The 26,624-nt window shown below is 75.6% G+C and carries 25 protein-coding genes; 10 read left to right on the forward strand and 15 right to left on the reverse strand.

What is annotated here, in order from left to right; all coding sequences use genetic code 11:
• The gene (locus CP974_RS27800; protein WP_031134926.1) at nt 1-1,950 is read left to right on the forward strand and encodes a fumarate reductase/succinate dehydrogenase flavoprotein subunit; all 1,950 of its coding nucleotides are present in this window, start codon (nt 1-3) and stop codon (nt 1,948-1,950) included.
• Nucleotides 1,947-2,693 carry a succinate dehydrogenase/fumarate reductase iron-sulfur subunit gene (locus CP974_RS27805; protein ID WP_031134925.1) on the forward strand — a complete coding sequence of 249 codons (747 nt, stop codon included), beginning with the start codon at nt 1,947-1,949 and terminating at the stop codon, nt 2,691-2,693. Before CP974_RS27800 ends, CP974_RS27805 begins: the two co-directional genes overlap by 4 nt.
• A gap of 163 nt (nt 2,694-2,856) precedes the next feature.
• On the opposite strand, the gene CP974_RS27810 is transcribed toward CP974_RS27805, so the two are convergent.
• Nucleotides 2,857-3,936: an MsnO8 family LLM class oxidoreductase gene (locus CP974_RS27810; protein WP_223844660.1), complete on the reverse strand. Its 1,080-nt coding sequence runs from the start codon at nt 3,934-3,936 to the stop codon at nt 2,857-2,859.
• A gap of 48 nt (nt 3,937-3,984) precedes the next feature.
• Between CP974_RS27810 and CP974_RS27815 the strand changes: the two genes are divergently transcribed.
• Entirely contained in the window at nt 3,985-4,473 is a 489-nt protein-coding gene (locus tag CP974_RS27815; protein ID WP_031134923.1) for a phosphatase domain-containing protein, read from the forward strand.
• A gap of 143 nt (nt 4,474-4,616) precedes the next feature.
• Here CP974_RS27815 and CP974_RS27820 read toward each other — a convergent pair whose 3' ends face one another.
• The gene (locus tag CP974_RS27820) at nt 4,617-4,847 is read right to left on the reverse strand and encodes a dodecin (protein ID WP_031134922.1); all 231 of its coding nucleotides are present in this window, start codon (nt 4,845-4,847) and stop codon (nt 4,617-4,619) included.
• Between the two features lie 204 nt (nt 4,848-5,051).
• On the opposite strand from CP974_RS27820, the gene CP974_RS27825 reads away from it, so the two are divergent.
• The 3 genes from CP974_RS27825 to CP974_RS27835 all read left to right on the forward strand — a co-directional run bounded on the left by CP974_RS27825 (nt 5,052) and on the right by CP974_RS27835 (nt 8,301).
• Nucleotides 5,052-6,299, forward strand: coding sequence for an extracellular solute-binding protein (locus CP974_RS27825; RefSeq protein ID WP_031134921.1), 1,248 nt, complete (start codon nt 5,052-5,054; stop codon nt 6,297-6,299).
• A gap of 251 nt (nt 6,300-6,550) precedes the next feature.
• Nucleotides 6,551-7,366, forward strand: a complete 816-nt coding sequence (locus tag CP974_RS27830; RefSeq protein WP_223844661.1) for a GNAT family N-acetyltransferase — start codon at nt 6,551-6,553, stop codon at nt 7,364-7,366.
• The gene (locus tag CP974_RS27835) at nt 7,366-8,301 is read left to right on the forward strand and encodes a lysophospholipid acyltransferase family protein (RefSeq protein ID WP_069979139.1); all 936 of its coding nucleotides are present in this window, start codon (nt 7,366-7,368) and stop codon (nt 8,299-8,301) included. Before CP974_RS27830 ends, CP974_RS27835 begins: the two co-directional genes overlap by 1 nt.
• Here CP974_RS27835 and egtD read toward each other — a convergent pair.
• Genes egtD through egtA form a run of 4 tightly spaced genes read right to left on the reverse strand, consistent with a single transcriptional unit; the run spans nt 8,196 to nt 12,847 of the window.
• Nucleotides 8,196-9,161: an L-histidine N(alpha)-methyltransferase gene (egtD, locus tag CP974_RS27840; RefSeq protein ID WP_031130223.1), complete on the reverse strand. Its 966-nt coding sequence runs from the start codon at nt 9,159-9,161 to the stop codon at nt 8,196-8,198. The two genes, CP974_RS27835 and egtD, sit on opposite strands and share 106 nt — an antisense overlap.
• Nucleotides 9,158-9,973 (reverse strand): ergothioneine biosynthesis protein EgtC, encoded by an 816-nt coding sequence (egtC, locus tag CP974_RS27845; RefSeq protein ID WP_031130222.1) that lies wholly within the window; start codon nt 9,971-9,973, stop codon nt 9,158-9,160. Before egtC ends, egtD begins: the two co-directional genes overlap by 4 nt.
• Nucleotides 9,974-9,980: 7 nt before the next feature.
• Nucleotides 9,981-11,315 (reverse strand): ergothioneine biosynthesis protein EgtB, encoded by a 1,335-nt coding sequence (gene egtB, locus CP974_RS27850; protein WP_031130221.1) that lies wholly within the window; start codon nt 11,313-11,315, stop codon nt 9,981-9,983.
• Nucleotides 11,312-12,847 (reverse strand): ergothioneine biosynthesis glutamate--cysteine ligase EgtA, encoded by a 1,536-nt coding sequence (gene egtA, locus CP974_RS27855; protein ID WP_078915497.1) that lies wholly within the window; start codon nt 12,845-12,847, stop codon nt 11,312-11,314. The genes egtB and egtA overlap by 4 nt, the downstream gene beginning before the upstream one ends.
• 138 nt (nt 12,848-12,985) lie before the next feature.
• On the opposite strand from egtA, the gene CP974_RS27860 reads away from it, so the two are divergent.
• The 3 genes from CP974_RS27860 to CP974_RS27870 all read left to right on the forward strand — a co-directional run bounded on the left by CP974_RS27860 (nt 12,986) and on the right by CP974_RS27870 (nt 15,612).
• A complete protein-coding gene (locus CP974_RS27860; RefSeq protein WP_031130219.1) occupies nt 12,986-13,810 on the forward strand; it encodes a TIGR02452 family protein in 825 nt (274 codons plus the stop codon).
• Nucleotides 13,811-14,011: 201 nt separating this feature from the next.
• Complete coding sequence (locus tag CP974_RS27865; protein WP_031130218.1) at nt 14,012-14,290, forward strand: hypothetical protein; 279 nt, start codon at nt 14,012-14,014, stop codon at nt 14,288-14,290.
• Nucleotides 14,291-14,427: 137 nt separating this feature from the next.
• Nucleotides 14,428-15,612: a thiolase family protein gene (locus CP974_RS27870; RefSeq protein WP_031130217.1), complete on the forward strand. Its 1,185-nt coding sequence runs from the start codon at nt 14,428-14,430 to the stop codon at nt 15,610-15,612.
• 63 nt (nt 15,613-15,675) lie between these two features.
• Here CP974_RS27870 and CP974_RS27875 read toward each other — a convergent pair whose 3' ends face one another.
• Complete coding sequence (locus CP974_RS27875; RefSeq protein ID WP_031130216.1) at nt 15,676-16,068, reverse strand: thioredoxin family protein; 393 nt, start codon at nt 16,066-16,068, stop codon at nt 15,676-15,678.
• A gap of 170 nt (nt 16,069-16,238) precedes the next feature.
• On the opposite strand from CP974_RS27875, the gene CP974_RS27880 reads away from it, so the two are divergent.
• On the forward strand, nt 16,239-17,198 hold the full coding sequence (locus tag CP974_RS27880; protein ID WP_078915496.1) for a Rieske (2Fe-2S) protein: 960 nt from the start codon (nt 16,239-16,241) through the stop codon (nt 17,196-17,198).
• 63 nt (nt 17,199-17,261) lie between these two features.
• On the opposite strand, the gene ctaD is transcribed toward CP974_RS27880, so the two are convergent.
• From ctaD to CP974_RS27920, 8 genes are all read right to left on the reverse strand, one after another.
• The gene (ctaD, locus tag CP974_RS27885) at nt 17,262-18,977 is read right to left on the reverse strand and encodes an aa3-type cytochrome oxidase subunit I (RefSeq protein ID WP_037937415.1); all 1,716 of its coding nucleotides are present in this window, start codon (nt 18,975-18,977) and stop codon (nt 17,262-17,264) included.
• Between the two features lie 218 nt (nt 18,978-19,195).
• Nucleotides 19,196-20,917: an acyl-CoA dehydrogenase family protein gene (locus tag CP974_RS27890; RefSeq protein ID WP_031130213.1), complete on the reverse strand. Its 1,722-nt coding sequence runs from the start codon at nt 20,915-20,917 to the stop codon at nt 19,196-19,198.
• Nucleotides 20,918-21,057: 140 nt separating this feature from the next.
• Nucleotides 21,058-21,618 (reverse strand): PadR family transcriptional regulator, encoded by a 561-nt coding sequence (locus CP974_RS27895; protein WP_031130212.1) that lies wholly within the window; start codon nt 21,616-21,618, stop codon nt 21,058-21,060.
• Nucleotides 21,619-21,790: 172 nt separating this feature from the next.
• Nucleotides 21,791-22,660 carry a YihY/virulence factor BrkB family protein gene (locus CP974_RS27900; RefSeq protein WP_037937413.1) on the reverse strand — a complete coding sequence of 290 codons (870 nt, stop codon included), beginning with the start codon at nt 22,658-22,660 and terminating at the stop codon, nt 21,791-21,793.
• 372 nt (nt 22,661-23,032) lie between these two features.
• Entirely contained in the window at nt 23,033-23,713 is a 681-nt protein-coding gene (locus tag CP974_RS27905; RefSeq protein WP_037937411.1) for a DUF3618 domain-containing protein, read from the reverse strand.
• Nucleotides 23,689-24,132, reverse strand: coding sequence for a phage holin family protein (locus tag CP974_RS27910; RefSeq protein WP_031130209.1), 444 nt, complete (start codon nt 24,130-24,132; stop codon nt 23,689-23,691). The genes CP974_RS27905 and CP974_RS27910 overlap by 25 nt, the downstream gene beginning before the upstream one ends.
• Nucleotide 24,133: 1 nt before the next feature.
• Nucleotides 24,134-24,730, reverse strand: a complete 597-nt coding sequence (locus tag CP974_RS27915) for a hypothetical protein (protein ID WP_223844604.1) — start codon at nt 24,728-24,730, stop codon at nt 24,134-24,136.
• 612 nt (nt 24,731-25,342) lie between these two features.
• Nucleotides 25,343-26,542: a S1 family peptidase gene (locus CP974_RS27920; RefSeq protein WP_031130207.1), complete on the reverse strand. Its 1,200-nt coding sequence runs from the start codon at nt 26,540-26,542 to the stop codon at nt 25,343-25,345.
• Between the last annotated feature and the right edge of the window lie 82 nt (nt 26,543-26,624).

Here is a 26,624-nt window from a genome sequence, read left to right on the forward strand (position 1 = left end):
ATGAGCGCCTACACCTCCTACACGACCGGCGAGCCCATCGCCGACACCAAGGCCCCCGAGGGCCCCGTCGCGGAGCGCTGGGACACCCGCCGCTTCGAGGCGAAGCTCGTCAACCCGGCCAACCGCCGCAAGCACACCGTCATCGTCGTCGGCACCGGCCTCGCCGGCGGCTCCGCCGGCGCGACCCTCGCCGAGCAGGGCTACCGCGTCGTCCAGTTCTGCTACCAGGACTCGCCCCGCCGCGCCCACTCCATCGCCGCGCAGGGCGGCATCAACGCCGCCAAGAACTACCGCAACGACGGCGACTCGGTGCACCGCCTGTTCTACGACACCGTCAAGGGCGGCGACTTCCGCGCCCGCGAGTCCAACGTCCACCGGCTGGCGCAGATCTCCGTCCAGATCATCGACCAGTGCGTCGCCCAGGGCGTCCCCTTCGCCCGCGAGTACGGCGGCCTGCTCGACACCCGCTCCTTCGGCGGCGTCCAGGTCTCCCGCACCTTCTACGCCCGCGGCCAGACCGGCCAGCAGCTCCTCCTCGGCGCCTACCAGGCGCTGTCGCGGCAGATCGCCGCCGGGAACGTGGAGATGCACCCGCGCACCGAGATGCTCGACCTGATCGTGGTCGACGGGCGGGCGCGCGGCATCGTCGCCCGCGACCTGGTCACCGGGCGGGTCACCACCCACTTCGCGGACGCGGTGGTCCTGGCGACCGGCGGCTACGGCAACGTCTTCTACCTGTCGACCAACGCCATGAACTCCAACGCCACCGCGGTCTGGCGGGCACACCGCCGCGGCGCGTACTTCGCGAACCCCTGCTTCACCCAGATCCATCCCACCTGCATCCCGCGCACCGGCGACCACCAGTCGAAGCTGACGCTGATGAGCGAGTCGCTCCGCAACGACGGCCGCATCTGGGTGCCCAGGGCGAAGGGCGACACCCGCCCGCCGCACGAGATCCCCGAGGACGAGCGGGACTACTACCTGGAGCGGATGTACCCGTCGTTCGGCAACCTCGTCCCGCGCGACATCGCCTCCCGCGCCGCCAAGAACGTCTGCGACGAGGGCCGGGGCGTCGGCCCCGGCGGCCAGGGCGTGTACCTGGACTTCGCCGACGCCATCGCGCGGATGGGCCGCAAGGCCGTCGAGGCGAAGTACGGCAACCTCTTCGACATGTACCAGCGGATCACCGACGAGGACCCGTACCGGGTGCCGATGCGGATCTACCCCGCCGTGCACTACACGATGGGCGGCCTGTGGGTCGACTACGACCTCCAGACCACCGTCCCCGGCCTGTTCGCGATCGGCGAGGCGAACTTCTCCGACCACGGAGCCAACCGGCTCGGCGCGTCCGCGCTCATGCAGGGCCTCGCGGACGGCTACTTCGTCCTGCCCTCGACCATCAACGACTACCTGGCCCGCAACCCCCACCGGGACGACGTCGACGGCACCCACCCGGCCGCCGTCGCCGCCCTGCGGGAGACCACCGGCCGGCTGGAGCGGCTGCTCGCCGCCGACGGCGACCGCACCCCCGACTCCTTCCACCGCGAGCTCGGCGAACTGATGTGGGACCACTGCGGCATGGCCCGCTCCGAGAGGGGCCTGCGCGAGGCCCTGCACCGCATCCCCGAGATCCGCGAGGAGTTCTGGCGGCGCGTCAGGGTGCCCGGCAGCGGCGAGGAGCTGAACCAGTCCCTGGAGAAGGCCAACCGGATCGTCGACTACCTCGAGCTCGCCGAGCTGATGTGCCTCGACGCCCTGCACCGCACCGAATCCTGCGGCGGCCACTTCCGCGAGGAGTCCCAGACCCCGGACGGCGAGGCCGCCCGGGACGACGAGGCGTTCTCGTACGCCGCCGCCTGGGAGTTCGCCGGGACCGGCCGCGCGCCCGTCCTCCACAAGGAGGACCTCGTCTTCGAGTACGTCCACCCCACCCAGCGGAGCTACGCATGAGGCTCACCCTGCGCGTCTGGCGCCAGCGCAACGCCGACGCCCCCGGCGCCATGGCCACCTACGAGGTCGACGGCATCTCCCCGGACATGTCGTTCCTGGAGATGCTCGACACCCTCAACGAGGAGCTGATCCTGCGCGGCGAGGAACCCGTCGCCTTCGACCACGACTGCCGCGAGGGCATCTGCGGGGCGTGCAGCCTCGTCATCAACGGCGACGCCCACGGTCCGGAGCGCACCACCACCTGCCAGCTCCACATGCGCTCCTTCCGGGACGGCGACACCATCGACGTCGAGCCGTGGCGCGCCGCGGCCTTCCCGGTGGTCAAGGACCTGGTCGTGGACCGGTCGGCGTTCGACCGCATCATCCAGGCCGGCGGGTACGTCAGCGTCCCGACCGGCTCCGCCCCCGAGGCGCACGCCACGCCCGTACCGAAGGCCGACGCCGACTACGCGTTCGAGCACGCCGAGTGCATCGGCTGCGGCGCCTGCGTCGCGGCCTGCCCGAACGGGTCGGCGATGCTGTTCACCTCGGCGAAGGTCAACCACCTGGGCGCCCTGCCGCAGGGCGCGCCCGAGCGGGAGAGCCGCGTGCTGGACATGGTGGCGCGGATGGACGCGGAGGGGTTCGGCGGCTGCACCCTGACCGGCGAGTGCGCCACGGCCTGCCCGAAGGGCATCCCGCTGCCGTCGATCTCGGCGATGAACCGCGAGTGGCTGCGCGCCTCCCGGCGGCGGAAGGACTGACCCCGCGCGGGGACGGACGCCCCCGCGGGCGACGGACGCCCCCGCGGGCCGGAGCCGTACGTGCCGTTCGGCGCCTCGTGGCCGGCGCGTACGGGCCCGGAGCCCGCGGGCCCGGCGCCTACCGGCCCGGTGCGCACGAGCCCGGAGCCCGCGGGCCCGGCGCCTACCGGCCCGGTGCGCGCGGGGCCCGGTGCGCCGTGCGGCTCGGGGCCGCCCGCGGGGCGGCCGGGCGCAGCCCCGCGAGGCGTGCGAGGCGCCGGTAGGAGTCGCGGAGGGCGGCGCGGTCGTGGGAACTGGTCGTGACCAGCAGTTCGTCCGCCCCGGTCACCGCCGCCACCTCGGCCAGCGCGGCCCGCACCCCCTCCTCCGTCCCGTGGACGTGGCCGCGCAGCCCCGCCTCGTAGAACTCCCGCTGCCGCGCCGTCGTCGGCCGCCCGGCGACCGCCTCGGGCGCGGGGAGCGGCGGGAACGTGCCGTGCGTCCGCGCGTACGCCATCGACCAGGCCTCGGAGACCAGCAGCCGCGCCGCCTCCTCCTCCGTACCCGCCACCGCGACCGTGCCCGCCACCACCACGTACGGCTCGGCGGCCCACACGGAGGGCCGGAAAGCCGCACGGTACCGCTCGATCGCCGCCAGGACCTTCGCCCGGCCGCTCAGGTCGCCGATCACCAGCGGCAGCCCGGCCGCCGCCGCGATCCCCGCCCCCTCGCCGGTCGCCAGCACGAACGGCGGCACGCGCAGCCCCTCCGACGGCAGCGCCCGCACCCCCGGATGGGCCTGCTGCGTACCGCGGAACCAGCCCAGCAGCTCGTCCAGCCGCGCGGCGAACTCCCCGGCCGCCTCCTTGCCGTACCCCAGCGCCCCGCGCACCCCGTCGGTGAACCCCACCGAACGCCCCAGGCCCATGTCGATCCGGCCCGGGAACAGCGCCTCCAGCACCCCGAACTGCTCGGCCACCACCAGCGGCCGGTGGTTCGGCAGCATCACCCCGCCGGTCCCCACCCGGATGGACGAGGTCGCCCCGGCGACGGCCGCCGCCAGCACGGTGGGCGCCGAACCGGCGATGCCCGGCACCCCGTGGTGCTCCGACACCCAGAACCGGTGGTACCCCCACGCCTCCGCGTCCCGCGCGAGCCCCACCGTGTCCCGCAGGGCCCCTGCCGCGTCACCCCCCTCGCGGATCCGGGAGCGGTCGAGCACGGACAGGCGCAGCGGCAGAGGGGCGACGTCATCAGGACTCACACCCGCTACAACGCCTCGCGCCCGGCCGGATTCCCTACCCTGGCGAGGGTGACGACCAACCGCAGGCCCCTGGCCGTGTTCGACCTGGACAACACCCTCTCCGACGCCCGGCACCGGCAGCACTTCCTGGAGCGCGACCCGCGCGACTGGGACGCCTTCTTCGACGCGGCGCCGCAGGACCCGCCCCTCCCGCCGGGCGTCGCCCTGTGCCTGGAGGCAGCGCGCCAGTGCGAGATCCGCTACCTGACGGGGCGCCCCGAGCGCTGCCGCGAGGACAGCCTCGACTGGCTCTCCCGGCACGGCCTGCCCGAGGGCCGCCTCCACATGCGCGGCGACGACGACCGGCGCCCCGCCCGTCTGACCAAGATGGAGGTGCTGCGCCGGCTCGGGCGCAGCCGCGAGGTGCGCATGCTGGTCGACGACGACGAGCTGGTGTGCGAGGCGGCGCGGAAGGCCGGCTTCCACGTCGTGCGGGCCGACTGGGCGCTGAGCTCGCCGGCCCTGCACCGCGCCCAGGAGAAGGAGGGCCGCACCTGACCGCCCGGCACCTCTGACGGCCCGGCACCCGACCGCCCGGCACTGCTGACGGCCCGGCACCCGTGCACCCGAGCACCCGGCACCCGTGCACCCGAGCACCCGGCACCGGGTACCCGACCGGCACCCCGCCGGCGGATCCGCCGCTATCCCTCGCCGCCCGTGCCCGGGTCGTCGAGCCGGAATCCCACCTTCAGCCCCACCTGGTAGTGCGCCACCTTGCCGTCCTCCAGGTGCCCCCGCACCTGCGTCACCTCGAACCAGTCCAGGTTGTGCAGGGTCTGCGCGGCCCGCGCGATCCCGTTGCGGATCGCCTCGTCCAGGCCCGTGCGCGAGGTGCCCACGATCTCCGTGACGCGGTACGTGTGGTGTGACATGGCGGCCTCCTCGTCGAAGGGTGGCTCGCGCCCGCCGGCGCGCCCTTCCACGGTGCCCCAGGCGGACGCGGGCCGCGAGGCGGGGCCCACCGACTTGACCGGGCCATTGGTACATACCAAAATCCAGCCATCGCCCGTGCGAACCTGTTCGCTCCCCCCACGTCGGGTCCGTCCTGCCTGCACCACAAGCAAAAGGTGACCTACGTGAAGAAGCGCCTGCTCGCCTGCCCCACCGCCCTCCTGACGAGCCTCGCCCTCGCCGGCTGCGGCCTCCTGCCCGGGGAGGACGGAACGAGCCGCACGGTCACCGTCTGGCTGATGAAGGGCAGTGCCTCCGACGAGTTCCTGAAGCGGTTCACGGCCGCGTACGAGCGGGACAACCCGGGCGTCCGGCTCGACATCGTCCTCCAGGAGTGGACCGGCATCGGCAAGAAGGTCACCACGGCCCTGGCCGGCGACGACGCCCCCGACGTCATCGAGGTCGGCAACACCCAGGTCGCCCAGTACGCCCAGACCGACCTCCTGTACGACCTGACGCTGGAGTCCGTGCGCGACCTCGGCCGCGAGGAGTGGATACCCGGCCTCGCCGAGCCGGGCAGCATCGACGGCGGGCAGTACGGCATCCCCTGGTACGCCGCCAACCGGGTCGTCATCTACCGCAAGGACCTCTTCGAGAAGGCCGGCGTCGAGGAGCCGCCCAAGACCCGCGAGCAGTGGCTGGAGGACACCGAGGCGATCAACCGGACCGGGGCGCAGGGCATCTACCTCGCCGGCCAGGACTGGTACACCCTCTCCGGCTTCATCTGGGACGAGGGCGGCGAACTGGCGGTCGAGAAGGACGGCAGATGGGTCGGCGCCCTCGACACGCCCGCCGCCCTCAAGGGCATGGCGTTCTACGAGAAGCTCCAGTCCCTCGGCACCGCGCCGAAGGACGCCGACGAGGAGAACCCGCCGCAGGCCGAGGTCTTCGCCAAGGGCGAGATCGCCCAGATCATCGCCACCCCCGGCGCCGCCGCCGCCGTCCAGGCGCACAACCCGGCCCTCGCCTCCCGCCTCGGCTTCTTCCCCATCCCCGGCAAGACCGCCGACGAGCCCGGCGCCGTCTTCACCGGCGGCTCCGTCCTGGTCGTCCCCGTGCACGCCGGGGAACGCGCCCAGGCGATCGACGTCGTGGCGGCCCTGGCCGGCAGGGAGTGGCAGACCGACCTGGCCCGCACCATGAACTACGTGCCGAACAAGACCTCCCTCGCCTCCGTCGTCGAGGGCGAGGAGGGCACGGCCGCGATGGCCGCGGGCGCCGCGCGCGGCCGGGCGACCCCGAACTCCCCGAAGTGGGCCGACGTCGAGGCGGACAACCCCATCAAGCCGTACATGACGGCCGTCCTGCGCGGCGAGGACCCCCGGACGGCCGCCCGCCGGGCGTCGCAGCGCATCACCGACGCCCTCGGCTGACCCGGGGCGGCGGCGAACCGCCGCGTGAGCCGCGCACGGCCGGGGCGGGGCCCGGCACGGGCGCGGCGCGGGCCCGGCACGGGCGGCGCGGCGCGGGCCCGGCGCCCCGCACGGCGGCGAACCGGTCATTCAGCCGCCGCACATCCGGGCTCCCCCGGGCGGTCACGTCGACGCCAGCCGGCGACGGCACAAGTAGGGGTACGGGCCGCAGCACCCCCGCGGCGGCCCCGCCGCCCGGCCAAGGAGCCACCATGACCGCCACCACCGAGGCCCCGCTCGCCCCCGCCGCCCCGCTCGCCCCCGCCCCGCCCACCCCGGACCGGCCCGCCCCGGCCCCCGTGTCCCGCTACCGGGTCTCCCTAGCCCGCGAGCAGGACGAGGTGCGGGCCGCACAGCGCCTGCGCCACCTGGTCTTCGCGGCCGAGCTGGGCGCCCGCCTCGACGGCCCGGAGCCCGGTCTCGACAGCGACGCCTTCGACGCGTACTGCGACCACCTCCTCGTACGGGACGAGGCCACCGGCGAGGTCGTCGGCACCTACCGCCTCCTGCCGCCCGAGCGGGCCCGCGTGGCCGGGCGCCTCTACGCGGACGGCGAGTTCGACCTCACCCGCCTCGCGCCCCTGCGCGGCGACCTGGTCGAGGTCGGCCGCTCCTGCGTGCACCCCGCCCACCGCAACGGCGCCGTCATCTCCCTCATCTGGGCCGGCATCGCCCGGTACATGACCGGCGCCGGCCACGAGTGGCTCGCCGGCTGCTGCTCCCTGCCCCTCGCCGACGGAGGCGCCCTCGCCGCCGCCACCTGGGACACCGTCAAGGCCAAGCACCTCGCCCCCGAGGAGTACCGGGTCACGCCGCACCGCCTGTGGTCGCCCGAGGGCGTGGCCCGCCCCGCCGGGCGCACCGAGCTCCCGCCGCTGCTGCGCGGCTACCTCCGCCTCGGCGCCCAGGTGTGCGGCGCCCCCGCCCACGACCCCGACTTCGGCGTCGCCGACCTGTACGTGCTGCTGTCGCTGCGCCGCACCAACCCCCGCTACCTGCGCCACTTCCTCTCCCTCGGCGCCGAGTGATGAGCGTCTGGCTGCCGGCCGCGCCCTGCCTCCCCGAGCGGTGCGCGACCCCCGCGCACCCGGCGGCCCCGCCGCCGCGGGCGGCCTTGCGCCTGGCCGCCGGGTGCGCGGCCGTCGCCGCCGGGCTCGCCCTGGCCCCGCTCACCGCCCCGCTCCGCCCGGCCGTCCGCCACCGGCTGACCCGGCTGTGGTGCCGCGCGGTCGTCCGCGCCTTCGGCGTGCGGGTACGCGTCACCGGCGCCCCGCCGCCCCCCGGACCGCTGCTCGTCGTCGCCAACCACGTCTCGTGGCTGGACATCCCGCTCGTCGCCGCCGTCCTGCCCGGCCGGATGGTCGCCAAGCGGGAGGTGCGGCACTGGCCGCTGCTCGGCCCGCTCGCCGCCCTCGGCGGCACCCTGTTCCTCGACCGGGACCGTCTGCGCGCCCTGCCCGGCGCGGTCCGCGACCTCGCCCGCACCCTCGCCGCCGGGCACCGCGTCGTGGTCTTTCCCGAGGGCTCCACCTGGTGCGGGCGCGCCCAGGGCGCCTTCCGCCCGGCGGCCTTCCAGGCCGCCCTCGACGCGGGCGCCCCCGTCCAGCCCGTACGGATCACCTACCGGCCCGTGGGCCCCGCCGCGTTCGTCGGGGACGACCCGCTGACCGCGTCGCTGTGGCGGGTCGCGCGGGCCGGGCGGCTCACCGCCGAGATCCGGCTCCTCGCCCCCGTCCCGCACGGTGCCCACCCCGACCGCCGCGCCCTCGCCCGCGCCGCCGGGGCGGCGGTCGCGGCGGCCGGGCCCCCGGCGGCGCGGCCCCCGGCGGCGCGGCCCGCGGCCGGGGTGGGCGCCGCTCAGACGGCCGTCGCCAGCGACAGCGCGAAGCGCCCCTGCTCGTCCGTCCACCACCGGGACAGCGCGAGTCCCGCCGCCGCGAGCTCCGCCGCGATCCCTTCCTGACGGAACTTCGCCGACACCTCCGTCCGCATCTCCTCGCCCGCCGCGAACGGCACCGACAGGCCGAGCGCCGGGAACCGCACGGTCAGGTCGCGGCGCGCCCGCAGCCGCATCTCGATCCACTCGTTGTCCCGGTCCCACACGGCCACGTGCTCGAAGTCCTCCGGGTCCGCGTCCGCGCCCAGCTCCCGTGCCAGCACCGCCAGCACGTTCTTGTTGAACTCCGCCGTCACCCCGGCCGCGTCGTCGTACGCCGCCACGAGCGTCGCCTCGTCCTTCACCAGGTCCGTGCCGAGCAGCAGCGCGTCGCCCGGCTCCAGCAGCGACCGGGCCGACCGCAGGAAGACCTCCCGCTGACGCGGCAGCAGATTGCCCAGCGTCCCGCCGAGGAACGCCACCAGCCGCGGCCCCGGCGTGCCGGGCAGGGCCAGCCCGCGGGTGAAGTCGGCGACGAGCGCGTGCACCCGCAGCCCCGGCAGCTCCTCGGTGAGCGCCTCCGCGGCGCCGGTCAGCGCGGACTCGCTGACGTCGACCGGCACGTAGTCGACCAGGCCGGGCCGCAGCGCCCGCAGCAGGTGCCGGGTCTTCTCCGACGAGCCCGACCCCAGCTCCACCAGGGTGCGGGCCCCGGTCGCCGCGGCGATCTCGGCGGCGCGGGCGACGAGGATCTCCCGCTCGGCGCGGGTCGGGTAGTACTCGGGCAGCCGGGTGATCTCCTCGAACAGCTCGCTGCCCCGCGCGTCGTAGAACCACTTGGGCGGCAGCTCCTTCGGCGTGCGGGTCAGACCGTTGAGCACGTCGGCGCGCAGGTCCGCGCCGGTCGTACCGTCGGGCAGGGTGCGGGTCAGCAGGAACGGGCTCACGCGGGGGACTCCTCGTACGGTTCGGCGGGTTCGGTGGACCGGGCGGGCCCGGCGGGTGCCGTGAGCGGCGCGAGGGGACTCGTCGTGACGCCGTCCGCCGTGGCGGTGAGCAGCGTCCGGTCGGGCACCTCGCGCCAGCCCGGGTCGTCGTCGTACGGCTCCGAGGCGACGACCGTCGGCCGGCCGGGCCCGGCCAGGTACCAGAGCGAGTCGCCCCAGGCGGTCGCGGCGACGCCCGCGCCGTCCGTCAGCAGCAGGTTCAGCCGGGACCCGGGCGCGGCCGCCGCCACCTCGCGGACCGTCCCGGCGAGCGCGTCGCCCGGGGCCTCGCCCCGCCGCAGCCGGTGCAGCGCCAGTGCCCAGACGAGCGCCGAGTCGTTGCGGGCCTCCAGGGACAGCAGGTCGGCGGGGGGCAGCGCGGCGGCGAGCGCGGCGACCGAAGCGGGCCAGCCGCCCACCGCCCCGTTGTGGCTGAACAGCCAGGTCCCGGCGGCGAACGGCGCGGCGGCGGCCTCCCCGTCGGCTCCGGGCAGCGTCGCGTCCCGCACGGCGGCCAGCGCCGAGCGGGAGCGGACCACCCGGGCCAGGTCCGCGAAGGACGGGTCCGCCCACACGGGCCCCGCCCGGCGGTAGCGGGCCGGCACCGGATCGCCGTCCGCGTACCAGCCGACCCCGAAGCCGTCCGCGTTGACCGTCCCGTACCGCTGCCGCCGGGGCGCCCACGACTGCCGGTACAGCCCGTGGGCAGGCGCCACCAGCAGGTCCCCGAGCGCCACCGGGCGGTCGGCCGCCCAGGCGATGTGCCGGCACATCAGCGCGTCACCCCGCGTCCCGCGCCGTGCGGAAACCCGCGAAGATCTGCCGCCGCACCGGGAGGTCCCAGTTGCGGAACGTCCCCCGGCACGCCACGGGGTCCACCGCGAACGAGCCGCCGCGCAGCACCTTGTGCGCGGGCCCGAAGAACACCTCCGAGTACTCCCGGTAGGGGAAGGCGGCGAAGCCCGGGTACGGGAGGAAGTCGCTCGCCGTCCACTCCCACACGTCGCCGACGAGCTGCCGCACCCCCAGCGGGGACGCCCCCGCCGGATAGGAGCCGGCCGGGGCCGGGCGCAGGTGCCGCTGGCCCAGGTTGGCGTGGTCCGGCGTCGGCTCGGCGTCGCCCCACGGATAGCGACGGGACCGCCCGGACACCGGGTCGTGGCGGGCGGCCTTCTCCCACTCGGCCTCCGTCGGCAGCCGCCGGCCCGCCCACCGCGCGTAGGCGTCCGCCTCGTACCAGCTGACGTGCAGCACCGGCTCGTCGTCCGGCACCGGCTCCACGACGCCGAAGCGCCGCCGCAGCCACCCGCCGCCCTCGCGCCGCCAGAACAGCGGCGCGCCGATGCCGTGGCGCCGGATCTGCTCCCACCCCTCGGGCGCCCACCAGCGCGGGTCGCGGTATCCGCCGTCGTCGACGAAGCGGCGGTAGGCGCCGCAGGTCACCGGCACGGTGTCGAGGAAGAACGGGTCCACGGACCGCACGTGCGCGGGGCGCTCGTTGTCCAGCGCCCACGGCTCGTCGCCGGGCGTGCAGCCCATCGTGAACGGCCCGCCGGGCACCAGCACCTCGGCGGGCAGCCCGGCCGCGTCCGCACCGGCGCGCGGCGGCTCCGGGGCGGTCAGCGCGACCGGCCCGCTGCGCAGCTGATGGGTGATCAGCATCGTCTCGCAGTGCTGCTGCTCGTGCTGGGCGACCATGCCGAAGGCGAAGGCCGAGTCGACCAGCGGGTCGCCCTCCGCCAGCCGGGCCGCGCCGAGCAGGTCGAGGACCCGGTCGCGCACCTGGCCGCCGTACGCCCGCGCCTCGGCCGGTGACAGCAGCGGCAGGGAGGGCCGGGTGGCGCGCGGGTGCCGGAACGCGTCGTACAACGGGTCGATCTCCGGCCGCAGCGCGGGCAGCCCGCCCACGGCGCGCAGCAGCCACTGCTCCTCCTGGTTGGGGATGTGGGCCAGGTCCCACACGAGCGGGGACATCAGCGGGGAGTGCTGGGCGGTCAGCTCGCCGTCGTCGACGCAGTCGGTGAGCAGCGCGGTGCGCGCCCGCGCCGCCGTCAGCGCGTCGTACGCCCGGTCGCGCGGCGCCGCGGTGCCGGGGGAGGAGGCGGGAGCGGTCATGGGCGGGGATCCTTCCCGGATTCGGGCGCGGGGCCGGAGTCGGACACGGGGGCCGGTACGGGACCCGGCACCGGCGCGGTGCCGCCGGACCGGGGGGCGGGGCCGCGCGCGGGAGCGGAGCCGCGCGCGGGAGCGGGGCCGGGGGACGGGGCGGCGGCCCCCGGCGCGGTACCGGGGCCGACTGCGGCACCGGGGCCGACGGCGGTACCGGGACCGACGGCGGGACCCGCACCGGGCCTGGCGCCGGGAGCGGACCCCGCGCCGGTGGCGGACCCCGCGCCGGTGGGGTGCTCGTCCGCCGGGCAGCGGCGCCGCAGCACGTACCGCTCCCGGAAGGCGGCCACCGCGTCGTACACCGCGGCCGGCGCGCCGGAACGGGCCAGCGACTCCAGGGCCAGCGCGAAGCACCCCACGGCCGCCCGGTGCAGCGCGGGAGCCGTCGGCCCGTCGCGGATCGCCGCACGCCAGTGCGCGTCCCTCGGCGGCGGCAGCGGCCCGGCGGTCTCCGCAAGCGGCAGCAGCAGCCGGTACGCCGCCTCCGCCGCCCGCGGGTCGTCGAACAGCGCCGCCGTCACGGCCAGCGGCACGACCCAGCCGTCGTCGCCCGGCTGCGCGTCCAGCATGCGCAGCTCCAGATGGCTGCCGCGCGGCCGTACGGGCGGGAACAGCGTCGTCAGGTGGTAGTCGAGATCGGCGCGCGTCGGCGGCCTGGGCGAGCCCGACCGCAGCCACTCGCGAAAGGTCAGCCCCTCCGGCACGGCCCACGGCCCCTCGTCCGCCCGGACGCACATCACCGGCGTGTCCAGCGCGTGCCGCGCCCACGCGCCGCGCGGCTCCCGCACGGGGGGCGGCGCCGCTCCCCGCAGCGGGTCGATGCCCGTCCACAGCGACTGCCGCGTGGAGCGCAGCCCCGTGGCGCGGCCGTGCAGGACGGGGGAGTTGGCGAAGGAGGCCACGAGCACCGGGCCCAGCAGATGGGCGAGGCGCCACCGGTGCCGGTACCCGAGCGGTCCCGGCTCCTCGTACCCGGAGTCCACGCAGACCTGGACGGAGGCCGAGTCGCGCATCATGGTCCGCCCCGCGCGGCCGAACCGGTCGAGGTAGGTCTCCATCGCGTCGTAGCGGGGCTCCCGCAGCAGCCGGTCCCGCGAGGGCAGCCACGGGTCGGTGCCGGAGCCGGTGAGGGCGAGCCCGAGACGGGCCAGTTCGGAGCGTACGGCGGAAAGGTCGGCCGAGACGGTGGCGACGCACCGCGCGAGGGACGGGGCGGGCGGCGAGCTGAGCTCCAGCTGCCCGCCGGGCTCGACGGTGAGGGACGATTCCAGGCGCAGGGCGCGCAGGGCGGCGAAGGCGGTGTCCAGACGGTCGCGGGGGACGGGCAGGTACGGGCTGCGCAGGTCGTGGACGAACCACTCCAGTTCGACCCCCACCGCGCCGGGCGGGCCCGTCTTGAAGCAGATGCACCGAAGCAGGTCCTCGGCTTCGTCCTCCGTCAGCGGCGGACCGCCGTCCGGGAAGGCGCTCGACGGCATGGGCCGGCTCCTTAGGTCGCGGGGCTACCGTCCCACCTAAAGCCAACGTCACGGCCCCGCACAAGGGTGCCCGCGAGAACGGCACATGCCGGATAAACACGTTGCGGCCCACCCGCATGATCGCGAACGATGGCGGGTATGAGCGCACGTCTACGCGCAATCGCGCAGGAGACCGAGAAGATCGTCGCGGCGGGCCGCTACCGGACCGCCGCGGGCGTCGTCGACATCGCCGAGCAGGTCGCCAGGGCCCTCGAGGGGACCACCCTGCACGGTCCGGGCCCCGTCCCCGCCGAGCCCGGCACCGGCCGGTCCGGCCGCGTCGAGGTCACCGGCGAGTCCAGCACCGAGGCGGCCCGGCGGCTCACCGCCGCCGACCCCGGCAGCCCGGTCGCCGTCCTCAACTTCGCCTCGGCGCGCAACCCCGGCGGCGGCTACCTGAACGGCGCGCAGGCCCAGGAGGAGGCCCTGTGCCGCGCCTCCGCGCTCCACGCCACAGTGCTGCGCGCCCCCGCGTACTACGAGCACCACCGCGCCGACCGCGACCCGTTCTACACGGACCGGGTCATCCACTCGCCCGGCGTGCCGGTCTTCCGCGACGACCGGGGCCGGCTCCTCGACCGCCCGTTCGCGGTCGGCTTCCTGACCTCGCCCGCGCCCAACGCGGGCGTCGTCCGCGCCCGCACCCCGCACCTGGCCGCCCGCATACCGGCCGCCCTCGCGTCGCGCGCGGAGCGGGTCCTGGAGACCGCCGTCGCCCACGGTTACCGGCGCCTCGTGCTCGGCGCCTGGGGCTGCGGGGTCTTCCGCAACGACCCGGCCGAGGTCGCGGGCGCCTTCCGGGCCCTCCTCGCCGGGGAGGGCCGGTTCGCCGGCCACTTCGACGAGGTCGTCTTCGCCGTGCTGGACCGGACGCGGGAGGGCCGCACCCTCGCCGCGTTCCGCGAGGCGTTCCCGGCGGCCTGACCCCGCCCCGCGAGGGCGCGCCCGTGCGTACCCCCTCCGGCACACCATGTCCCGCCCCGCCCCGCCCCGCCGCGCCGCGTCCCCGTCGGCGCCGAGCACACCGGCAGCGCGCCCGCCGGAGCGCCGTGCGCCCGGCGCGCGCACCCCTGCCCGTACGCCCCCGGCGTGCGGACCGCGCCGTACGTCCCTAGCGTCACGTCCATGGACGCACATCGGCAGCACCCGAAGCGGCTGGAGATCCTCATCGTGCCCGAGCACGCCCAGGGCCACGAGGCCGAGCGCCTCGCGGAGGTCGCGATCCGCTCCGCACTGGTCGAGGCCACCGGCGAGACGGGCGCCTCCGGCTACCCCCGCTACGCGGGCGGCGGCATCGTCGCGGACGTCGACCCGGAGAGCCGGACGGTGGAGGCGCTCCTGGTGGACGGGTCGGAGCTGGACTACGGGCTGTCCGCGCGGGTCAGGGAGCCCCGCCCGGAGTGAGGGCGCGGCCGGCGGCCGTTGACACCGACCGCCCCCGCGCCGGAGACTCGGGCCCGTCGACCGTGAACACCCGTTCACCGCACGTACGCGCGCGTACGGCCCCGTGGGCGCGCACCAGGCTGTGGGAGAGAGCCCAGATGAGCATCCGCGACGTCTACATCGTCGACGCCGTCCGCACCCCGATCGGCAAGTTCGGCGGTGCCCTCTCCTCCGTACGGCCCGACGACCTCGCCGCCCACGTCGTACGGGCCCTCGTGGACCGCACGCCGGAGCTGGACCCGGCCAGGATCGACGACGTCTACTTCGGCGACGCCAACGGGGCGGGCGAGGACAACCGCGACGTGGCCCGCATGGCGGTGCTGCTGGCCGGGCTGCCCGTCACGGTGCCCGGAGTGACCGTCAACCGGCTCTGCGGCTCCGGCCTCGAAGCGGTCGTGCAGGCCGCCCGCGCCGTCGCCACCGGCGACGCGTCGATCGTCCTGGCGGGCGGCGTCGAGTCGATGTCCCGCGCGCCGTGGGTGCTGCCGAAGCCGGAGCGCGCCTTCCCGGCGGGGCACCAGGAGCTGTACTCGTCCACGCTCGGCTGGCGCATGGTCAACCCGCGGATGCCCGCCGAGTGGACCGTGTCGCTGGGCGAGGGCGCCGAGCAGATCGCCGACAAGCACGCCATCAGCCGGGAGCGGCAGGACGCCTTCGCGCTCGAAAGCCACCGCAAGGCCGCGCGCGCCTGGGCCGACGGCCTCTTCGACGGCGAGGTCGCCCCGTACGAGGGCGTGGACCTCGCCCGCGACGAGTGCGTCCGCGAGAACACGTCCATGGAGGCCCTGGCCCGGCTGAAGCCGGCCTTCCGCCCCGACGGCACGGTGACCGCGGGCAACGCCTCGCCGCTCAACGACGGCGCCGCGGCGCTGCTCCTCGTGGACGAGGAGGGCCTGCGGGCCTGCGGGCGCGAGCCGCTGGCCCGGATCCGCGCGTCGGCGGTGACCGGCATCGAGCCGCAGCTGTTCGGGCTCGGTCCGGTGGAGGCCGTCCAGCGGGCGCTGGACCGGGCCGGCCGCGGCTTCGCCGACCTGGCCGTGATGGAGCTGAACGAGGCGTTCGCGGCGCAGGCGCTCGGCTGCCTCGCCGAGTGGCCGGAGCTGGACCCGGCCGTCGTCAATCCGCGCGGCGGCGCCATCGCGATCGGCCACCCGCTCGGCGCGTCCGGCGCCCGCCTCGCCGGCTCGGTCGCCCACCAGCTCGCGGCGGCCGGCTCCGGCACGGGCCTGGCCGCGCTCTGCATCGGTGTGGGCCAGGGCATCGCGGTCGTCCTGGAGCGGTAGCGGCCCGCGCGCACGGCGACGGGCGGGGCCGCCGGCGCGCCCCCGCCCGCTCCCGGCCGCCGCTCAGGCGGCTCCTCCGGGGGCCTGCCCGCCGGTCTGCTTCTGGTCCTCGATGGACTTGCGCACCGCGTCCATGTCGAGCTGCCGCGCCTGTCCGATGAGGTACTCCAGCACGGGCTCGGGCAGCGCGCCGGGCTGCGCGAACACGGCGACGTTCTGCCGGACGATCATCAGCGTCGGGATGGACTGGATCTCGAAAGCGGCGGCGAGCTCCTGCTCCGCCTCGGTGTCCACCTTGGCGAACACGAGATCCGGGTGGCGCTCCGAAGCCTTCTCGTAGACCGGGGCGAAGCGCAGGCAGGGACCGCACCACGACGCCCAGAAGTCGATCAGGACGAAGTCGTTGTCCGACACCACCTGGTCGAAGTTCTCCTTGGTCAGTTCGATCGTGCTCATGCCGCCCGCCTCTCAGGGGTCCGTCGGTGCCCCGGACAACGGCGCCCGGAGCATGCCTATTCCCCCCTGCCCACCTTCCGCCACCCCGTACCCGGCCGCCTCCCCGGCCGTTGCCGCCTCCCGGGGGAGCCGGGCGTTTCCCGGCGCGGGGACGGGCTACTCGGTGCGGCATGGAGAGGTCATTCACGCGTCAGCAGGCCGCGCGGACCGCGCGGCGGTACCTTCCGTCGGCCGAGGGGCCGGGGCGGCTGCTGCGGGCCGTCGACCGGCTGGAGCGGTGGCCGGGCGCCGACCGGCTGATCGACACCGTACGGTCAGCCGTCCACGCGGCCCCCCTGGGCGCCGGGCGGGACGCCCTCCACGGGCGCTGGCTCGGGCACCCCGTCCACCCGCTGATGGTGCAGGTGCCCGTCGGCGCCTGGCTGTCGGCCGCCGTCCTCGACGCGCTGCCCGGCGGCCGCCGGGGCGCGCGGACCCTGATCGGCGTGGGCCTGGCGACCGCCGGCCCCGCGGCGCTCGCGGGGTGGACCGACTGGGCGGACCTGCCCAGGGAGCAGCAGCGGGTGGGCCTGGTGCACGCGGCGGCCAACATCGCGGCCGTCGCCCTGTACGCGGCCTCGTTCAGGGCCCGGTGCGGGGGCCGGCCGTGGCGCGGCAAGGCGCTGGCGCTGGCCGGGCTGTCCGTGGTGGGCGCGGGCGGCGCGCTGGGCGGCCACCTCGCGTACCGCCAGGCGGCGGGCGCCAACCACGCCGAGTACGTCGCGCACGTGGTGGGGCCGGGCTGGCACGACGTGGGGGCCGTCTCCGACTTCCCGGTGGGGCGGCCGGTGCGGCGCCGGGCCGGCGAGGCCGGGGTGATGGTGTACCGGGAGGACGCCGGCACCGTCCGGGTGCTGGCCGACCGGTGCAGCCACATGGCCGGCCCGCTGTCCGAGGGCGCGATCGAGGACGGCTGCGTGCGCTGCCCCTGGCACGGCAGCCTGTTCCGGCTGGCGGACGGCTGGAACGTCGGGGGCCCCGCGACGGCGCCCCAGCCGTCCTTCGACACCCGGCTGACCGGAGACCGGCTGGAGGTGCGGCTCAGGCACCCCGGGGACACCGACCGCGCCGCGGGCGGCCAGGCAGCGTGAGGGAGGGACCGGGCGGGCACCGGTGCCCGCACCCGGCCCTCCCGGCGCCGGTCGCCGGGCCTTTCAGCGGTCGTCGTCGCGGGTGACGACCGTGGCGTTGTCCGGGTCCACCACGTCCCGGCCCTTGTTCCAGCCCCGGTCGACGGCCGCCATGTCCGGGTGGTGAAGATCGAAGGCCGGCGACTCGGAGCGGACGCGCGGCAGCGTGACGAAGTTGTGGCGGGGCGGCGGGCAGGAGGTCACCCACTCCAGGGACCGCCCGTAGCCCCAGGGGTCGTCCACCCCGACCCGCTTGCCGGCCTTGGCGGTCTTCCACACGTTGTAGAGGAACGGCAGAGTGGACAGGCCCAGCAGGAAGGCGCCGATGGAGGACAGCATGTTCAGCCAGGTGAAGCCGTCGGCCGCCAGGTAGTCGGCGTACCGGCGGGGCATGCCCTCGGCCCCCAGCCAGTGCTGGACGAGGAACGTCAGGTGGAAGCCGACGAAGAGCGTCCAGAAGTGGATCCTGCCGAGCCGTTCGTCGAGCATCGTGCCGGTCATCTTCGGCCACCAGAAGTGGAAGCCGGCGAACATCGCGAACACGATCGTGCCGAACAGCACGTAGTGGAAGTGGGCCACCACGAAGTAGGTGTCGGTGACGTGCCAGTCCATCGGCGGCGAACCGAGGACGACCCCGGTCAGCCCGCCGAACAGGAAGGTGACGAGGAAGCCGACCGACCACAGCATCGGCGTCTCGAAGGTGATCGACCCGTTCCACATCGTCCCGGCCCAGTTGAAGAACTTCACCCCGGTCGGCACCGCGATGAGGAACGTCATGAACGAGAAGAACGGCAGCAGCACCGCCCCGGTGGCGAACATGTGGTGCGCCCACACCATGATCGAGAGACCCGCGATGGCGATGGTGGCGCCGACCAGTCCCACGTACCCGAACAGCGGCTTGCGGCAGAAGACCGGCAGGATCTCGCTGACCACCCCGAAGAACGGCAGCGCCAGGATGTACACCTCGGGATGGCCGAAGAACCAGAACAGGTGCTGCCACAGCAGCGCTCCGCCGTTCTCCGGCGCGAACACGGTGGAGCCGAACACGCGGTCCGACTCCAGCGCCAGCAGGGCGGCGGCCAGCACCGGGAACGCCATCAGGACGAGGATCGACGTCAGCAGCACGTTCCAGGTGAAGATCGGCATCCGGAACATCGTCATGCCGGGGGCGCGCATGCAGACGATCGTGGTGATGAAGTTGACCGAGCCCAGGATCGTGCCGAAGCCGGTCAGCGCGAGACCCATGATCCACATGTCCGAGCCGGGGCTCGGCGACCGCTCCTCCAGGCTCAGCGGGGTGTAGGCGGTCCACCCGAAGTCGGCGGTGCCCTGCGGCTGGAGGAGGCTGGCGAGGACGATCAGGCTGCCGAAGAGGAACAGCCAGTACGACAGCATGTTCAGACGCGGGAACGCCACGTCCGGCGCGCCGATCTGCAACGGCATGATCGCGTTGGCGAACCCGGTGAAGGTCGGCGTCGCGAACAGCAGCAGCATGACCGTGCCGTGCAGGGTGAACGCCTGGTTGTACTGCTCGTTCGAGATGAGCTGCAGACCCGGCCGGGCCAGCTCCGCCCGCAGCAGCAGGGCCAGCGCGCCGCCGACCAGGAAGAAGGCGAACGACGTGATCAGGTACAGGTGCCCGATCTTCTTGTGGTCCGTCGTGGTGAGCCAGTCGACGACGACCCGCCCCGCGCGGCGCCGAGCGGGCACGGGGGCGGGCGGCTCGGTGGTGGTGACCATGGCGATCTCCTCGGTGGCGGGCCGGGAACGCGACCTTCACCCCCCGTCGCGACCCTGGAACCCTACGGAGACCGACCGGCCCCGCCCGGTGGCGACCCGTCACCCGGCGCCCTCCATCACCCGTTCGGCCACCCCGGGGGCGCCCCCGGGGAGGCGCCCCCGGCGGCGGGCCCGGTCCTGCGGTGTCGTCCCGGACCCCCGGCGGTACGGGCCCGGTCCTACGGCGTCATCTCGTACGCGCCCGACAGCGCCTCGACGCGCTGCCACACGCGCTCGGAGCGGGCCGCGTCCACGACCGGCCGGCGCACCGCGTCCAGCGCCCACCGCTGCTGCTCGGCCGTGGCCGAGTCCTTGCCGTGCAGCTCGACCGCGTACCCGGAGAAGTCCCGTACGAGCACGGCGAACAGCTCGTCCAGCACGTCCTCGTCCAGGCCCCTGAGCGCGGCCTGCTCCAGGATCAGCTGGCCGTGCACGACCAGAGCGAAGAGCTGACCGACCGCGAGCAGCAGGTCCAGGTCCCGGCTCTGCTCCTCGTCCGGCGCCGCCGTCGCGACGAACGCGCACAGGGCGTCCGCCTGCTCCCGGAAGCGGCCGACGTTCGGCAGGTGCGCGTACGCGTCGAACGCGGGCCGCCAGTCGTGGAAGCGGATCGAGCCGAGGCCGCGCGCGGGGCCCTGCCGGAAGAGGAAGTCGTCGTCGGCGGCGTCCGGCCGGGCCGGGACCGGCTCGTACGCGACCGGGTCCAGCAGGTGGTTGCGCATGAACTTGAGGATCAGCGCCAGGTTGACGTGGACCGTCCCCTCCAGCTTGGGCAGGCTGCGGATCTCGGCGGCGGCCTGCGCGAAGTAGGTGTCCTTCTCGAAGCCCTTGGCGGCGATGACGTCCCACATGAGGTCGACGACCTTCTCGCCCTCGGTGGTGACCTTCATCTTCGTCATCGGGTTGAACAGCAGGTACCGGCGGTCGTCGGGCCCGGCGGAGCGGAAGTAGTCGACGGCGCGGTCGCTGAAGGCCTTCATCCCGACGAGGCGGACGTACGCGTCGGTCAGCTCGCGGCGCACGTGCGGGAACGCGGTGACGGGCCGCCCGTACAGGACGCGGGTGTGCGCGTGCGTCACGGCCTCGTACATGGCGTGCTCGCAGATGCCGATGGACGCGGTGCACAGGTTGAACTTGCCGACGTTCACCGTGTTGAGCGCGGCGTCGAACGCGGCCCGCCCGGTGTGCAGGACGTCCTCGGCGCGCACCGGGTAGCCCTCCAGGCGGAACTCGCTGACGTACTTGGAGGAGTCCACGACGTTCTTCACCAGGTGGTACGCCGGGTGGCGGCTGTCGGCGGCGAAGAAGACGTACCCCTCGGGGCCCTCGACGTCGGTGCGGCGGCCGAAGACGGAGACGAGGCCGGCGGCGTTGCCGTTGCCGATGTAGTACTTGGAGCCGGTGGCGCGGAAGCCGCCCTCGCCGTCGGGCTCCAGCAGCATGTCGGTCGAGTAGATGTCGGCGCCGTGGGTCTTCTCGGAGAGGCCGAACGCGAACACCTCGCCCTGGGAGAGGAGTTCGGCCGCACGGGCGCGGGCGGCGGCGTTGCCGCTCTGCCACACCGGGCCCAGGCCGAGGATGGTGACCTGCCACGCGTACCAGTAGTCGAGCCCGTAGAAGCCGAGGATCTCGTTGAGCGCGGCGATCCGGGCGGTGTCCCAGCGCTTGCCGGGGTGCCCGCCGGCGGCGGAGGCGGGGGTCAGGAAGGTCGCGAAGAGCTGCTCCTTCGCCGCGAACGCGAGGAAGTCCGCGAGCCAGGCGCGCGTCCGGTAGTCCTCGATCAGCCTGCGCTTGCCGCGCTCCTCGAACCAGTCGACGGTGGCGCGCAGCAGCCTGCGGGTCACCGGGTCGAAGTGCGCCGGGTCGTAGGTGCGGGGGTTGAACAGCAGGGAGTCGGCCATGCCGGATTCGCCCTTTCCGGTTCGGGTGACGGGGAGGGGTGACGGGGAGGGTCGGGGGAGTGGGAGGGGGCCGCGACGGGTGACGCGGGTACGGGGCCGTGCCGGGGCGCGGTGCGGCGCGCGACGGTGCCGGCGCCGGTTCAGGGGCCGGGAGCCAGCCGGTGGAGCGTCGCGAGGACGTCGTCCAGCCAGTCGATCATCATCCGCTCGTAGGCGATACCGCCCCGCAGGACCGCGTGCTGGAGTTCGCGCCCCGCGTCCGGGGGCCCGCAGGCGCCGGGCTCCGGCCCGAAGTCGCGGCGCTCGCCCGCCAGGTAGTGGGCGAGCCGGTCGCGGTGCAGGCCCTGGTGCCGCTCCACCTCCCGGACCAGGGCGGCCGGGTCGTCGAAGGCGGCGCCCCGGATCTTGACGGCGAGGTCGTGCCGGACGCTCTCCGGCTCGATCGGGTCGTGCAGCCAGCGGGAGAGCGCCTCCCGGCCGGCCGGGGCCACCGCGTACTCCTTCTTGTCCGGGCGGGTCTTCTGCGCGACGTCCCGCACGACCACCCAGCCGTCGGCCTCCATGCGCTTGAGGACGCGGTAGATCTGCTGGTGGGTGGCGGTCCAGAAGTAGCCGATGGACCGCTCGAACCGCCGGGCCAGTTCGTAACCGGAGCCCGGTTTCTCCAGTAGGGAGACGAGGATCGCGTGCTCGAGCGCCATACCGCGATCCTGCTATGCAACTAGTTGCATAGACAAGCCGGGCCGCCTCGGTGAGACGCGGCTCACGCGGACGGGACGGCGCCGCGCCGGGCGGGGCCCGGCGCGGGCGGGCGCGGCGCGGCGGTCGGGAGCGGCGGCCCGCAGGGGGCGCGGGCGGCGCCCGCGGGGAGGTTCAGAGCTTCCGGGTGTCCCTCGGCTCGGCGTACGGCTCCGCGGCCGGCGGGTGGCCGGCCGAGATCGCCCGCTCCCGCTCCAGCTCCGCGTTGAACTCCAGCCCGAGCAGGAGGGCGATGTTGGAGATCCACAGCCAGATCAGGAACACGATCACGGCCGCCAGGCTCCCGTACGTCCGGTCGTAGCTGGAGAAGTTGGCCACGTACAGGGCGAACACGGCCGACGCCGCCATCCAGATCAGCATCGCCAGCAGGCCGCCGGGGACCACCCAGCGGAAGCGGCGCCGCACGTTCGGGGCCGCCCAGTACAGCAGGGCGATGATCAGGCTGAACAGCACGACCATCACCGGCCACTTGGCGATGTTCCACACGGTGACGGCCGTGTCGCCCAGTCCCAGCACGTCCCCGGCGCGGCGGGCGAGGGTGCCGGTGAAGACCATGCCGACGGCGATCAGGGCCAGCAGGACCACCAGCACGACGGTGACGGCCAGCCGCACGGGCAGCGTCTTCCACGCCGGCCGCCCCTCGCCGATGTCGTACACGGCGTTGGACGCCCGCATGAACGCGGCCACGTACCCGGAAGCCGACCACAGCGCCACGGCGAGGCCGACGACGAGGGCGATCCCGGCCCGGCCCTGGCCGCCCTCCAGCTGCTCCAGCACACTGGTGAGCACGTCGCGGACGGCGCCCGGGGCCAGGGTCGCCACGTTGTCGATGAGCGGGCGGATCGTGGACGTGCCCATGAGCCCGAGGACCGACAGCAGGGCCAGCAGCGCGGGGAAGATCGCGAGCACCCCGTAGTAGGTGAGCGCGGCGGCCCGGTCGGTCAGGTCGTCCCGCTTGAACTCCCTGCCGGTGCGTTTCAGCACGGCCCCCCAGGACCGGCGCGGTAGGTGCGCCGGGCCCTCCGGGGGCTCCCGCGTCCCGCTGGGCGCCCGTTCCGCCCCGGGGTCCCCGCCGGCGCGGTGATCCTCCGGCGCGCTTCCGTCCCGGCGGGCCCGTCCCGTGCCGGGTGCGGCTGCGGGCGCCCGTTCCGTTTCGGCGGGTGCGGTTCCTCCGGGCGTCCGCCGCCTCTCGGGTGCTCCTGCGGGATCCTGCCCCGCCTCGGGGGAGTCGTCGGGCCGGTGGGGGTGCTCGCTGTCCATGCCTCCTCCTCACGCCTCGTGCGGCACGGGACGGCGCCGGGCCGGTCCGGGGGGCGCGGACCGGCCCGGCGCCGACTGGTCGGGGACGCGGTGGCGTCAGGTGGCGCCCGGCGCGCCCCCGGACCCCTGCCCGCGCACCTCGCCCGCGACGTGCTGCCCGGACTCCCGCGCCTGCTCCCTGAGGTGCGCGGCCTCGTCGCGGGCCTGCTCGCCGGTCGTACGGGCGGCCTCCGTCGCCGTCTCCTTGACGTGCGCGGCCGTCTCCCGCGCGGTCTGCGCGGCCTCCTCCCTCAGTCGCTGCGCCGACTCCGCCGCCGCGGCCTTCACCGGCCCGACCGCTTCGCCGGCCCGGTCGGCGACCCGTTCCGCCGCCCGCTGCTCGGACTCCGTCTCGGGGAGCAGCGACGCGGCGAGCATCCCGGCGCCGAACGCGATGACCCCGGCGGCCAGCGGATTGCCCTCGGCCTGCCGCATGGCCCGCTCCGGGGCGTGCCGCACGGCCTCGCCGACATGACCCGCGCCCTCCTGAGCGGAGTGCGCCGCCCGGCGGGTGCGGTCCGCCGCGTGGCGGGTGCGGCCGGCCGCGGCATCGCCGGTGTCCGACGCGGCGCCCATCACGCGGGCGCGCAGGCCCGACGCCGCCGAGCGGGCCCGGTCCGTACGCCGGCGCACCATCCGCTTCGGGCTGGCCCGGTCGGCCAGCCGGTCGACGTTCTGCGACAGCCTGTCGCGGGTCGCTTCGATGTCGGCCCTCACTTGGTCGGGTGACGTGCCCACTGTGCGTCCTCCTTCAGCGTCTCGATCGTCCGCTCCGGCTTCGGCGACACCTCGCGCATACGGGACCGGCCGAGCAGGAACAGCACGGCCGCCGCCACCGCCCACACGGCGGTGACGACGAGCGCGGCCCAGCCCGCGTCCATCACGTTCGCCAGCCCGAAGACGGCCGCCAGCGACAGGAACAGCGCCACCATGTACCCGGCGAAGCCCGCTCCGCCGAACATCCCGGCGGCCTTCCCCGCCTTCGCGGCCTCCTCCCGGATCTCGGTCTTCGCCAGCAGCACCTCCTGCCGCAGCAGGTGCTGGGCGTCCGCCGTCACGGCGGCCAGCAGCTCACCGGCGGAGCGGTCCGCCGAGCGCACCTCCTGCGACGGCGGGGTGTGCGCGCCGCGCCGGGCGCGCGGGGAGAGCGTCGCCATGTCACACCACCCGGGGGTAGTCCGGATACTCCGGCAGCTCCGCGCGGGGCGGCTCGCCCGCCTGCAGGGCCGGCTCCGGGGCTTCGGGGGACGTACGGCGCGCGTCGCCGTCGCCGGAGTGCGCCGCCTTGCCGGCCTTCATGACCCGGCCGGCCACGAGCCCCGCCAGCACGGCGCCGCCGAGGAAGGCGCCGGGCCTGCGGCGGGCGAAGTCCTGCAGGTCGCCCACGAGCCCGTCCACGCCGTGCTCCTCCAGGTAGTCGGCGGCCCGGTGCCCGCCGTCCGCGACCTGGGCCACCAGGCCGCGCGCGGGCGAGTCGTCCGCCGCGCCGCCGGCCATGCCCTCCAGGTCGTCCGCCCACCGCCGTACGGTCCCGGCGAGCCGCTCCGTCTGCCCCCGGCCCTCGTCCCTGACGCGCCGGCGGAGGTCGTGGACGGCGCTGCCCACCTGCTGGCGGGCCTCACCGGCCACCGCCTTCGCCTGCTCGGCGGCGCTCCCCGCCACCTCGCGGCCCGCCTGCCCGGCGCGAGAGGCCGTGGCCGAGGCCTGTTCCCTCGCCACCTCGCCCGATTGGCGAACCCGACCGGCATCAGTCATAAGCCACTCCTCCTTCGGCTGCGGACCGTCGTGCCCTCGTGCACCCGGGGCCCGCCCGGATAGCGTGTCGGGCTCGCGGGTACCACTCGCGGACCGTGCGAAACAGCCGCCGCCCCGGCTTCCCGGCCCTCGCCGGCCGGGACCGGCGGGAGGGGCGCGGGCGGCCGGGGCGGTGTGCGGGGCACGCGTCCGCGCCGCCGGGGACACCGGGTGCCTGACCGGCGCCCGGTGTCCCCGGCCCTCGCCGGACCGGAGGCCGCGAGACCGGGTGCCCCGGTCCGCCCGCACGGGCGGCGGAGCGGGGGCGGGGCACGGGACGCCCCGCCCCGGACGCGGCCCCTCCGGAGGCCGGGGCCGGAACCGGAGCCCGCAGCCGGGAGTGCCGAGCCCTGAGCCACAAGCCCGAAGCCCGCGGCCCGGATGCCCGAGCCCTGAGCCCCAGGCCCGGAGGGCCCGAGCCCCAGGCGGCCCCAGGCCCGCAGCCCGCAGCCCGGGGTTCCGGGCAGGTGGTACGAGTCCGCGGCGGTACGGGCCGGGCGCCCGGCCCGTACCGCCGCGGGTGCCGGGCGCCCGCCCCCGGGCTGCGGGTCCGGCCGCCCCCGGCCCCCGCGGTCAGGCGGTGTGGAGGCGCAGGCCGTACCGGTTCAGGATCTCGTTGACGGGCTGGTGCCAGGTCTGGCCGCCGCCCGAGCAGTTGCCCCAGCCGCCCGAGGTGACGCCCTGCGCCTGGTCGCCGCTGATGAACGAGCCTCCGGAGTCGCCCGGTTCGGCGCACACACTGGTCTTCGTCATCTGGTGGACCGCCCCCTGGCTGTAGTTGACGGTCTCGTTCCTGGCGAGGACGGTGCCGCAGTGCCAGCGCGTGGTGGAGCCCGAACGGCAGACCGACGAGCCGATCGGCGCCTCGGCCGAACCGCGGACGAGCTGGTCGGGGACGGTTCCCCAGCCCAGCACGACCGGCACCGTCCACCAGCCGCTGCCGACGCTCACCCAGGCGTAGTCGTCACCGGGGAACGACGACCCCTGGAAGGTCCCGACGTAGCTGCGGTCCCAGCCGTACACGGCCGCGCCGCGCGAGCCGCAGTGCCCGGCCGTGACGAAGCCGCCGTGCACCGAGAAGCCGATGGAGCAGCGGACGTTGCCCGTGTAGTAGGGGTCGCCGCCGACGGTGCCCGCGGCGAAGGTCCGGGGCGCCTCCCCGGTGGTCCGCACGGCCACCGGGCCCGCCTGCCGGGCGCGCTCCACGAACGCGCGCACGGCCGGGTCGCCGCGCCGGTCGTCCACGACGTTGACGGCGACGGCGTTCGCCTCGGGGTCGACGTGCCAGCTCGCCACGCCGGCCGGGGCGTCGAGGCGGTCGATCCGCGCCTTGGCGGCGTCGAGCGCCCGCGCGGTGCGGCGCACCAGCACGGTGTCGGCGCCGGCGGCCTCGACGGCGGCCCGCCGCGCCCGGTCGGTCAGCGCGACGGTCAGCCGGCCGGATCCGGCGTCGAACCAGGAGCCGCCGTAGGCGGCCCCGGCGGCCCGTCGCGCCGGGGCTTCGACGGCCCGCGCCGCCGACTCCGCCCGCAGCCGGTCGGCGGCCGCCGCCTCGGTGAGGCCCAGATCGCGCCCCAGGGCGGTGAGGAGGCCGGGGGAGAGCCGCGAGGCCGCGGGGGCCGGGGAGTCGGAGGAGCGGGCGGACACGGCCGATGCGGCCGGGGCCGCGGAGCCGGTGGCGGTGGCGGCCGATGCCGGGGTGAAGCCGAGGGCCGCCGTGGCGAGGAGCAGGGCGGTGGACAGGGCGGTGCGGAGGGTCGTCGTACGTCTCACGTGATTCCCTTCCAGCGGGCTGACAGGCCGTTCACAGCCCTGAGAGCGCTCTCACGGCTGCGTGGCGGCGAGCCTAGTGACC

Origin of the sequence: Streptomyces fradiae ATCC 10745 = DSM 40063 (genome assembly GCF_008704425.1) — a bacterium.
GTDB lineage: Bacteria > Actinomycetota > Actinomycetes > Streptomycetales > Streptomycetaceae > Streptomyces > Streptomyces fradiae.

Bases quoted from the DNA above. Each gene is read 5' to 3' on its own strand.
- CP974_RS27895 (WP_031130212.1), bottom strand. From the start codon at position 21,618: ATGGCGCTCGAGCACGCGATCCTCGTCTCCCTACTGGAGAAACCGGGC.
- CP974_RS27880 (WP_078915496.1), top strand. From the start codon at position 16,239: ATGGAGAGGTCATTCACGCGTCAGCAGGCCGCGCGGACCGCGCGGCGG.
- CP974_RS27820 (WP_031134922.1), bottom strand. From the start codon at position 4,847: ATGTCACACCACACGTACCGCGTCACGGAGATCGTGGGCACCTCGCGC.
- egtB (WP_031130221.1), bottom strand. From the start codon at position 11,315: ATGACCGCTCCCGCCTCCTCCCCCGGCACCGCGGCGCCGCGCGACCGG.
- egtC (WP_031130222.1), bottom strand. From the start codon at position 9,973: ATGTGCCGGCACATCGCCTGGGCGGCCGACCGCCCGGTGGCGCTCGGG.
- ctaD (WP_037937415.1), bottom strand. From the start codon at position 18,977: ATGGTCACCACCACCGAGCCGCCCGCCCCCGTGCCCGCTCGGCGCCGC.
- CP974_RS27860 (WP_031130219.1), top strand. From the start codon at position 12,986: ATGAGCGCACGTCTACGCGCAATCGCGCAGGAGACCGAGAAGATCGTC.
- CP974_RS27915 (WP_223844604.1), bottom strand. From the start codon at position 24,730: ATGACTGATGCCGGTCGGGTTCGCCAATCGGGCGAGGTGGCGAGGGAA.
- CP974_RS27890 (WP_031130213.1), bottom strand. From the start codon at position 20,917: ATGGCCGACTCCCTGCTGTTCAACCCCCGCACCTACGACCCGGCGCAC.
- egtA (WP_078915497.1), bottom strand. From the start codon at position 12,847: ATGCCGTCGAGCGCCTTCCCGGACGGCGGTCCGCCGCTGACGGAGGAC.
- CP974_RS27870 (WP_031130217.1), top strand. From the start codon at position 14,428: ATGAGCATCCGCGACGTCTACATCGTCGACGCCGTCCGCACCCCGATC.
- CP974_RS27800 (WP_031134926.1), top strand. From the start codon at position 1: ATGAGCGCCTACACCTCCTACACGACCGGCGAGCCCATCGCCGACACC.
- CP974_RS27910 (WP_031130209.1), bottom strand. From the start codon at position 24,132: ATGGCGACGCTCTCCCCGCGCGCCCGGCGCGGCGCGCACACCCCGCCG.
- CP974_RS27865 (WP_031130218.1), top strand. From the start codon at position 14,012: ATGGACGCACATCGGCAGCACCCGAAGCGGCTGGAGATCCTCATCGTG.
- CP974_RS27805 (WP_031134925.1), top strand. From the start codon at position 1,947: ATGAGGCTCACCCTGCGCGTCTGGCGCCAGCGCAACGCCGACGCCCCC.
- CP974_RS27875 (WP_031130216.1), bottom strand. From the start codon at position 16,068: ATGAGCACGATCGAACTGACCAAGGAGAACTTCGACCAGGTGGTGTCG.
- CP974_RS27830 (WP_223844661.1), top strand. From the start codon at position 6,551: ATGACCGCCACCACCGAGGCCCCGCTCGCCCCCGCCGCCCCGCTCGCC.
- CP974_RS27835 (WP_069979139.1), top strand. From the start codon at position 7,366: ATGAGCGTCTGGCTGCCGGCCGCGCCCTGCCTCCCCGAGCGGTGCGCG.